The sequence below is a fragment of the Methylobacterium sp. Leaf88 genome (genome assembly GCF_001422795.1).
GTDB lineage: Bacteria > Pseudomonadota > Alphaproteobacteria > Rhizobiales > Beijerinckiaceae > Methylobacterium.
Genome location: NZ_LMMK01000045.1, coordinates 302,192 through 310,822, shown reverse-complemented (window position 1 = coordinate 310,822; position 8,631 = coordinate 302,192). Strand labels below are relative to the sequence as shown.

General features: G+C 73.0%; 8 protein-coding genes. 2 read left to right on the top strand and 6 right to left on the bottom strand.

The window, feature by feature from the left end; genetic code table 11:
• Positions 1–169: 169 nt before the first annotated feature.
• Together ASF20_RS17960 and ASF20_RS17955 are read left to right on the top strand one after the other, a co-directional pair.
• Positions 170–1,312 (top strand): histidinol-phosphate transaminase, encoded by a 1,143-nt coding sequence (locus tag ASF20_RS17960; RefSeq protein ID WP_056276374.1) that lies wholly within the window; start codon positions 170–172, stop codon positions 1,310–1,312.
• A gap of 1 nt (position 1,313) precedes the next feature.
• Positions 1,314–2,246, top strand: a complete 933-nt coding sequence (locus ASF20_RS17955) for a prephenate/arogenate dehydrogenase family protein (protein WP_056219443.1) — start codon at positions 1,314–1,316, stop codon at positions 2,244–2,246.
• 26 nt (positions 2,247–2,272) lie between these two features.
• Here the strand turns inward: ASF20_RS17955 and ASF20_RS17950 are convergent, their stop codons facing one another.
• The 6 genes from ASF20_RS17950 to rlmN all read right to left on the bottom strand — a co-directional run bounded on the left by ASF20_RS17950 (position 2,273) and on the right by rlmN (position 8,568).
• Positions 2,273–3,355 (bottom strand): DUF2125 domain-containing protein, encoded by a 1,083-nt coding sequence (locus ASF20_RS17950; RefSeq protein ID WP_056276372.1) that lies wholly within the window; start codon positions 3,353–3,355, stop codon positions 2,273–2,275.
• A 161-nt stretch (positions 3,356–3,516) separates the two neighbouring features.
• Positions 3,517–3,963 carry a hypothetical protein gene (locus ASF20_RS17945; RefSeq protein ID WP_055946546.1) on the bottom strand — a complete coding sequence of 149 codons (447 nt, stop codon included), beginning with the start codon at positions 3,961–3,963 and terminating at the stop codon, positions 3,517–3,519.
• 124 nt (positions 3,964–4,087) lie between these two features.
• Entirely contained in the window at positions 4,088–4,885 is a 798-nt protein-coding gene (locus ASF20_RS17940; RefSeq protein ID WP_056276369.1) for a lysophospholipid acyltransferase family protein, read from the bottom strand.
• Between the two features lie 100 nt (positions 4,886–4,985).
• Positions 4,986–6,761: a gamma-glutamyltransferase gene (gene ggt / locus ASF20_RS17935; RefSeq protein ID WP_056276365.1), complete on the bottom strand. Its 1,776-nt coding sequence runs from the start codon at positions 6,759–6,761 to the stop codon at positions 4,986–4,988.
• A gap of 1 nt (position 6,762) precedes the next feature.
• Complete coding sequence (locus ASF20_RS17930; protein WP_056218499.1) at positions 6,763–7,275, bottom strand: hypothetical protein; 513 nt, start codon at positions 7,273–7,275, stop codon at positions 6,763–6,765.
• 3 nt (positions 7,276–7,278) lie between these two features.
• Positions 7,279–8,568: a 23S rRNA (adenine(2503)-C(2))-methyltransferase RlmN gene (gene rlmN / locus ASF20_RS17925; protein WP_056276363.1), complete on the bottom strand. Its 1,290-nt coding sequence runs from the start codon at positions 8,566–8,568 to the stop codon at positions 7,279–7,281.
• Positions 8,569–8,631: the final 63 nt, after the last annotated feature.

Sequence of the window (8,631 nt, the reverse complement as noted above, 5' to 3'; positions counted from 1 at the left end):
GCGCGTCTGAGGGACGCGGATCTGAGGCATGCGCGTCTGAGGGACGCGGATCTGAGGCATGCGGGTCCGAGGGACGCGGGCCGGAGGCACGGGGCCCGCTCGCAAAGCCGGGCCAGCTTTGTTAGACGGGCGCTTCGCCGATCCACCGGCGGCCGCCAGGTCCTCGTCCATGTCCTCGTCCCCGTCCTCCGCCTCCGCCCCCGTCGCTCCCTCACGCCCGGTGCCCCGCCCCGGCGTCCTCGCCATCGAGGCCTACGTGCCCGGCAAGAGCGGGGCGCCCGGCCATGCCAAGGTGCACAAGCTCTCCTCGAACGAGACCCCGCTGGGCCCGAGCCCGAAGGCGGTGGCGGCGATGCGGGCGGAAGCCGCCAAGCTCGAACTCTACCCGGAGGGCACGTCCCGGGCGCTGCGCGAGGCGATCGCCGCCCGTTACGGCCTCGACCCGGCGCGGATCGTCTGCGGCGCGGGCTCCGACGAGCTCCTGTCCTTCCTGGCCTATGCGTATCTCGGGGCCGGCGACGAGGGGATCTTCACCGAGCACGGCTTCCTGGTCTACCGGATCGCCATCCTGGCCGCCGGCGGCACCCCCGTGGTGGTGCCCGAGCGCGACCTGCGCGCCGACGTCGACGCGCTGCTGGCCGCCGTCACGCCGCGCACCCGGATCGTCTACCTCGCCAACCCCAACAACCCGACGGGCACCTACCTGCCCTTCGACGAGATCCGGCGCCTGCATGCGGGCCTGCCGCCCCACGTCCTCCTCGTCCTCGACGGCGCCTACGCGGAATACGTGCGGGCGAACGACTACAGCGCCGGCCTCGACCTCGCGCTCGAGGCCAACAACGTCGTGATGACCCGGACCTTCTCGAAGATCCACGGGCTGGCGGCGCTCCGCATCGGCTGGATGGTCGGCCCGTCGGAAGTGGTCGACGCCGTCAACCGCATCCGGGGACCCTTCAACCTGTCGGGGGCCGGCATCGCCGCCGGGGCGGCCGCCATCGCGGACGACGTGCACGTGGCCGCCGCCGTCGCCCACAACGACACCTGGCTCGCCACGATGACGGGGGCGGTGCAGGAACTCGGGCTGACCGTGACGCCGAGCGTCGCGAACTTCATCCTCGTCCACTTCCCCGACGCGCCGGGCCGGACGGCCGCCGAGGCCGACGCGTTCCTCTCCGCCCGGGGCGTCATCACCCGGCGGGTCTCGTCCTATGGGTTGCCCCACGCCCTGCGCGTCACCGTCGGCGGCGAGGAGGCGAACACCGCCTTCCTCGACGCCCTGACCGCCTTCGTGCGGGGCGAGACCCGTGGCTGAGATCGACGCGCCCCCCCTGGAGACCCTGGCCATCGTCGGCCTCGGGCTGATCGGCTCCTCGATCGCCCGGGGCGCCCGGCAGTTCGGCCTCGCCCGGCGCATCGTCGCCCTCGACCGCGACGCCGCGGTGCTGGAGCGGGTGCGGGCGCTCGGCCTCGCGGACACGGCCACGGACGACCTCGCCGCGGGCGTGGCGGGGGCCGATCTCGTCATCCTGTGCGTACCGGTGGGCGCCGTCGGCGCGGTGGCCGAGATCCTGGGTCCGGCCCTGAAGCCGGGAGCCATCGTGTCGGATGTCGGCTCGGTCAAGGCCTCGGTGGTGGCGGCCGTCACGCCGCACCTGCCCGCCGGCGTGCATTTCGTGCCGGCGCACCCCGTGGCCGGCACCGAGTATTCGGGGCCGGATGCCGGATTCTCGACCCTGTTCTCCGGACGCTGGTGCATCCTCACTCCGGCCGAGGACACCGACCCGGCTGCGACCGCGCGAGTCCAGGCCTTCTGGGAAGGCCTGCGCGCCATCGTCGAGACGATGACGCCGGAGCATCACGACCTCGTCCTGGCCATCACCAGCCACGTACCGCACCTCATCGCCTACAACATCGTCGGCACCGCCGCCGACCTCGAGGCCGTGACCCAGTCCGAGGTGATCAAGTTCTCGGCCGGCGGCTTTCGCGACTTCACCCGCATCGCCGCCTCCGACCCGACCATGTGGCGGGACGTGTTCCTGACCAACAAGGACGCGGTGCTGGAGATGCTGGGGCGCTTCAACGAGGACCTCGCGGCCCTGGCCCGGGCGATCCGCTGGGGCGACGGCGAGGCCCTGCACGACCTCTTCACCCGCACCCGCGCCATCCGCCGGGGCATCGTCGCCATGGGCCAGGAGACGGCCGAGGCCGATTTCGGCCGCGGGCGCCCGAGCGACCCCGCGGCCTGAGGCGCGTCCCCCGCGCGGGCGGTCGCTCAGTAGAGCGGCGGCAGCTGCACGTTGGGGATCGGGAACGGGCCGAGCATCAGGCGGCCCTCGGCGAGGCGCAGGGGCGGCAGGGGCTTGAGGGCATCGTCGGCCGGGGCCGCGACGCCGGCCTCGGCACTGGCCTGGCTGCGACGCCCGAGGAGCTGGCCGACGAGGCTGCCGATCAGCGCGCCCTTCTCGGCACCGAAGCGCTGGCCCATGACCTGGCCGACCAGGGCCTCGACGCCGGCCGCGCGCAGGTCGAGCTGGCCCTGGAGCCGGTGCGCGGCGTCGAGGTCGAGGCGGCCCTTGGCCTGGAGCCGGCGCTCGCCCTTGGCCAGGGACAGCAGCGCGATGTCGAGGCCGCCGCCGGCCTGGCGCCAGTCCTCCAGCTCCTTGGCCACGGTGCCGGTGCCGAGGGCCGTGGCACGGCTCACGGTGGCGTCGAGGGCGAGGTCGGCCGGGTCGGCATTGCCCAGCGCCGCGTCGACCAGCGGCAGGCGAATCCGGTTCGCCCGCAGGCTGGTGTCGATGGACCCCTCCGATTCGAAGCGGCCCGGGGTCGGACGGGCGTGGAGCTCGAAATGCTGGGTGTCGAACGCGATCGGCTCGGGACCGGCGCCGCGCACCACGCCCTTGGCGCCGTTGGCCACCACGGAGGCACGCACGAAGCCGTCGGAGGCGCCATGGAAGCTGCCCTCCAGGGAGGTCCAGGTCGCGTCCGCCGTGAGGTCGCCCTGCTCGACGTGGAACGGCCCGCCGACCTCGAGGATGCCCTGGCGCGGCTGGTAGACCTGGGTCACCGCCGTGACCGGCCCGAGGGTGAAGCGGCTGTCGGAGCGGCTGAAGGCCAGGGAGGCGCAGCGCAGCTCGATGCGGAAGGGATAGCCGGTGATGCTGCGGTCGGCGCAGGTCCAGGTCCGGCCCGCGGCCGCTTCCTGCGCGATCCAGCCATCCATCTCGGAGGCGGCCCGGTGGCGGATGTAGAACCACCCGAGCGACCAGGCGATCACGAGGGTGGCGAGGAGAATGTAGGGGAGGAACAGCCCCTTGCGCGAGAGGGGACGGGTCGGGGTCGGGCTCTGCGCCATCGCGTGTCGGTATCCTGCGCTCGCGTCACGGGCCTGCGGCCATCGTCGGGGCAGCCCGGATGCAAGGCTTGGCAGGGTCTCGGCGGCGAAAGCATGGCAGGGCCCCACGGGCGCTGCAAAACGCGAAGCCGTGACGTCAGCGGAGCGACCGCTCCGCCCGATCAGTTCGCGGCGTCGGCCTTCTGCTCACTCCCGAGATCGGCCACGATGGCCTCGCGCTCGGCCTCGTCCTCGGCCAGCCGGTGGACATGCATCTCGGTCGCGCCCTTGTGCCGGGCCCGGGCGATCCAGTTCCGGTGCAGGCGTTCCCGCGGGCTCTGCCCGGCGGAGGCCACCGAGACGAGTTCGCCGACGCCCGAGGCGTCGCGGCGCACCGCCATCACCACGGCCTCGCCCATGTCGTCGAGCTCGGGCTCGGCCAGCTCATGGATGCCGACCACGTAGCGGCGGCCGGACCGGCCGCGCCAGGCGCTGAGCACCAGGGCGGGGGTCCCGCGCAGGCCGGCCGTCGTCCTCAGGCGTTCCTCGCGCACTTCCTGTCTCCGTGCTCGATCGTCCTTCAGGTCGCGCAGGGCGGCCGACCAGGACAGGGCTCTCTTGTTCGCCATTTGTTCCACATTAATCTTAACGGTTCGTTGGCGTCAAGGACGACGCCCCGGCCTCCAATGAGATGGGGATGACGGAAGTTATCCACAAGTCGTACACAGGGGCAACCCGGCCCCGGCGACCCCCTCAGGCGATGGGCGATCCGTTCCGCCGGGCCTTGGCCGGAGAGGCCGGGACGGCATTCGGAATCGCGTGCCCGGCGGCCGCGAGCTCGTTCCGGCCGGCGGCCAGCAGCGCGTCCGACGCGGACTCGATCCGGCCCTGGACCACCTCGAGGAAGGGGGCCCGGTCCAGGCCCGGCGCGATCGGGGCGAGGAACTCGATCACCGCAGTGCCGGGCCGGCGGACCAGGCGGCGGCGGGGCCAGTGCAGGCCCGTGTTCAGGGCGACGGGCAGGCAGGGCACGCCGAGGGCAGCGTACAGGTGGGTGATGCCGAGCTTGTAGGCGGGGGGCGCGCCGGGCGGGCGGCGGGTGCCTTCGGGGAAGATGATGAGCTGACGCCCGTCCCGGATGGCCCGGGCGGCGGCCTCGTTCATGGCGGTCATCGCCCGGGCCCCCTTGCTGCGGTCGATGGCGACCATGCCGGAGCGCGAGAGGAACCACCCGATCAGCGGGATCCAGAGCAGCTCGCGCTTGAGGATGTAGGCGAAGTCCGGGAAGGCAGTGACGAGGGCCAGGGTCTCCAGGGCCGACTGGTGCTTGGCCGCCACCAGGAGGGGGCCGGACGGGATGTTCTCGACGCCCCGGAACTCCACCGTGATGCCGCCCACCACCCGCAGGAGCCACAGGGTGACGCGGCCCCACAGCTGGGCCAGCCGGATGACCCCGCGCCGGGAGACGAGGGTCGGCAGCCCACCGATCGCGATGAGGGTCGTGGCGACGTAGAAGGCGAGGTTGAACGCGAGGGAGCGGACGAGGAGCATCGGGAACCTGGAGGAGACAGCCCGGGACAGGGCGCGGCCCGGCTCCCGTGTAGCGTGCGATCTCGTCCCAGACCATCCGAGCGCGGGATTATCCGCCCCCTCAGTCCCCCTCCGCCAGGGTGCCGCGCTGGCGCGGATCGGCGGCGCCCGCCAGCAGCCCGTCGGCGGCCTGCACCGAATTGGCCGAGCCGGAAGTCGCCCCGACCCGGACCGTGTGACCGCGGGCCCTGAGCAGGGCCAGGGTGTCGGGGGAGAGGCCTTCCTCGGCCATCAGCACGTCCGGCTGCCACTGGTGGTGAATGCGCGGCGCGGCCACGGCCTCGGCCAGGTTCATGCGGAAGTCGAGCACGTTGACGATGACCTGCAGCACCGTCGAGATGATGCGGCTGCCGCCGGGGCTGCCCGTCACCAGGACGAGCCGGCCGTCGCGGAAGACGAAGGCGGGGGTCATCGAGGAGAGGGGCCGGGCCCCGGGCGAGACCGCGTTGGCGACGCTGCCGACGAGGCCGTAGGCGTTGCGGGCGCCGGGCTTGGCGGAGAAATCGTCCATCTCGTTGTTCAGGAGCACGCCGGTGCCCTCCGCCACGAGGCCGAGCCCGTAGGAGAAGTTCAGGGTGGTGGTGTTCGAGACCGCGTTGCCGGCCCTGTCCACCACGGAGAAATGGGTGGTCTGATCGGATTCGAAGGGGAGGGGATCGCCCGCCTTCACCTCGGCGGCGGGCCGGGCGCGGGCGGGATCGATCCCGGCCCGCAGGCGCGCCGCGTAGGGCTTGGCGATCAGGCCCTCCATCGGCACCTGGGTGCGGGCGGGGTCGCCGAGCCAGGTCGCCCGGTCGGCATAGGCCGGCTTCATCGCCTCGGCCAGGGTGTGGAGGGCATCGGCGCTGCCCGCCCCCATGCGGGCGAGGTCGAAGCCCTCCAGCACGTTCAGGATCTCGACGAGGTGGATGCCGCCGGAGCTCGGCGGCGGCATCGACGCGATGGCGTAGCCCCGGTAGGTGCCGCGCACGGGCTCGCGGAGCACCGGGCGATAGGCGGCAAGATCCTCGGCCGTCATCACCCCGCCCGCGGCCCGCACGGCGGCGGCGATGCGCTCCGCGATGGGGCCCGTGTGGAAGGCGTCGGGGCCGGATGTCGCGATGGCCGCGAGGGTGTCGGCGAGATCGGTCTGGACCAGCCGTTCACCGCGCTCCAGGGGTCTATCGCCGGCAAAGAAGATTTTTCGCGAAGACGGCCAGCGGCCGAGCAGGCCGGCGGCGCGGGGCAGCGAGTCCGCGAGGCCCGACTCCACCGGGATGCCCTCGCGGGCGAGTTTCTCGGCCGGGGCGATCAGGTCGGCCAGGGTGAAGCGGCCCGAGCCGTAGAGGCGGTGCGCCTCGGCCAGACCCCGCACGGTGCCGGGCACGCCCACCGCCTTGCCGGTGCGGGTGGAGGCGGCGCGGTCGGGCTCGCCCCGGGGGTCGAGGAACATGTCGGAGCGGGCGGCGGCCGGGGCGGTCTCGCGGTAATCGAGGGCGATTGTCTCGTCGCCCTCCGCCCGGTGGATCATCATGAAGCCGCCGCCGCCGAGGTTGCCGGCCCGCGGCAGGGTCACGGCCAGGGCGAAGCCGACCGCCACGGCGGCGTCGATGGCGTTGCCGCCGGCGCGCAGGATCGCGACGCCGACGCGGGTGGCCCGCGCCTCCTGCGAGGCGACCATGCCGTGGGCGCCGAGCACCGGCAGCAGGCGGGCGTCGTCGGACTGGATCGGCGGCGGCGGCTCCGGCAGGGCCGAGGCGGGGCCGGGCCCCCCTTGCGCGAGACCCGGCCCCGTGGCGGACAGGACCGTGCCGGCGAGAACCAGGGCGAGGGCGATGCGCGAGGAGGTCAGCCGCATGTCAGGCGCGTCCGTTGTCGCGGGGCGGGAGGACGGGCGCGCCGCGATGGCGCCCCGCGATCAACCAGTAGACGAGGCCCGACGCCGCGCCGGTGAGGAACAGCACCGCGGTGATGCGCCCCTCCAGCGCCAGGGTCTCGGCGCTCGCCCCGCTGCGCGACAGGCCGCGGGCGAGCCAGGGCACGGAGGCGGTGAGGAGACCGGTCCCGGCGCCGTACCAGCTGGCGGCGCGCCAGCCCAGGACCGCCCCGAGGACGGCCACCAGGACCGGCGGCACCACCAGGAGCACGAACAGCGCGCGGGCGATGGCGGCGAGCGCGAACAGCAGGGTCTCGGGACCGATCCCGGAGGCGAGGTCGGTCAACCCGGAGAACAGCCCGACGAGGCCGAGGCGGGACAGGGTCTCGCTGGTGGCCGGGTCGAGCATCGCGCCGAGGGCCAGAACGGCCGCCCCGCAGGGGATCGCCAGGACCAGGGCGAGGCTCGCGATGAACAGGTCGCCGAGGAGACGCACCCCTCAGTCTTCGTCGCCGTCGTCGGCGCCCGCATAGACGCCCTCGGCGCCGATGCCGTCCTCCAGCATCATCCGGGCCCGGGCCCGCAGCTTCTCGGTCTCGCTCTTCAGCTGGCCACAGGCGGCCAGGATGTCGCGGCCGCGCGGGGTGCGCACGGGTGAGGCGTAGCCGGCTTCGTAGATGATGTCCGAGAACTGTTCGATGCGGTCCCAGTCCGAGCATTCGTAGGCGCTGCCCGGCCAGGGATTGAACGGGATCAGGTTGATCTTGGCCGGGATGCCCTTGAGCAGGCGCACCAGCTCGCGCGCGTCGGCGTCGCTGTCGTTCACGCCCTTCAGCATCACGTACTCGAAGGTGATGCGGCGGGCGTTGTTCAGGCCGGGATAGGACCGGCAGGCGGCCAGCAGCTCGGCGAGCGGGTACTTGCGGTTCAGGGGCACGAGGGTGTCGCGGAGGTCGTCGCGCACCGCGTGCAGGGAGATCGCCAGCATGGCGTGGGCCTCGTCGCCGAGGCGCTGCATCTGCGGCACCACGCCGGAGGTCGAGACGGTGATGCGCCGGCGGGAGAGGCCAAGGCCCTCCTGGTCGGCCATCACGCCGACGGCGTCGACGACGTTGTCGAGATTGTAGAGGGGCTCGCCCATGCCCATGAAGACGATGTTGGTGACCTTGCGCCGGGTCTCGTCGGCGCCGGGGGCGGTCGGATTCTGGCCGGCCCAGTCGTTGAGGTGGTCGCGGGCGACGACGAGCTGCGCGGTAATCTCGGCCGCCGTCAGGTTGCGCACGAGGCGCTGCGTGCCGGTGTGGCAGAACGAGCAGGTGAGGGTGCAGCCGACCTGGCTCGAGACGCAGAGGGTGCCGCGCCCGCGCCCCGGGATGTAGACGCACTCGATCTCGGCGCCGCGGTTGTGGTCGTGCTTGCCCGTGGGGGCCATGCGCATGAGCCACTTGCGCGTGCCGTCGCGGGACACCTGCTCGGTGACCACCTCGGGCCGGTCGAGGGTGTAGGCCTCGGCGAGCTGACCCTTCAGGCCCTTGCCCACATTGGTCATCTCGTCGAAGGCCTTGGCGCCGCGCACGTTGAGCCAGTGCCAGATCTGGCCCGAGCGCATGCGCTGCTCGCGCTCGGAGACGCCGATGGCGCCGAGCCGGGCCTTCAGCTGCTCACGGGTGAGCCCCACGAGGGAGGCGCGCCCGAGAGGGGCCGCCTGCGGCTCGAACTCGGGCAGCTTCTCGATTGCGGGAACGGCGCTCGCGTCGCGCCGGGCGGTGTCGAACGACGCCGTCGCCATGATCTGGATGAACCTTCGGACTTGGGATGGGTCCGATATAGGGGATTCGGCTCGAAAACGCGA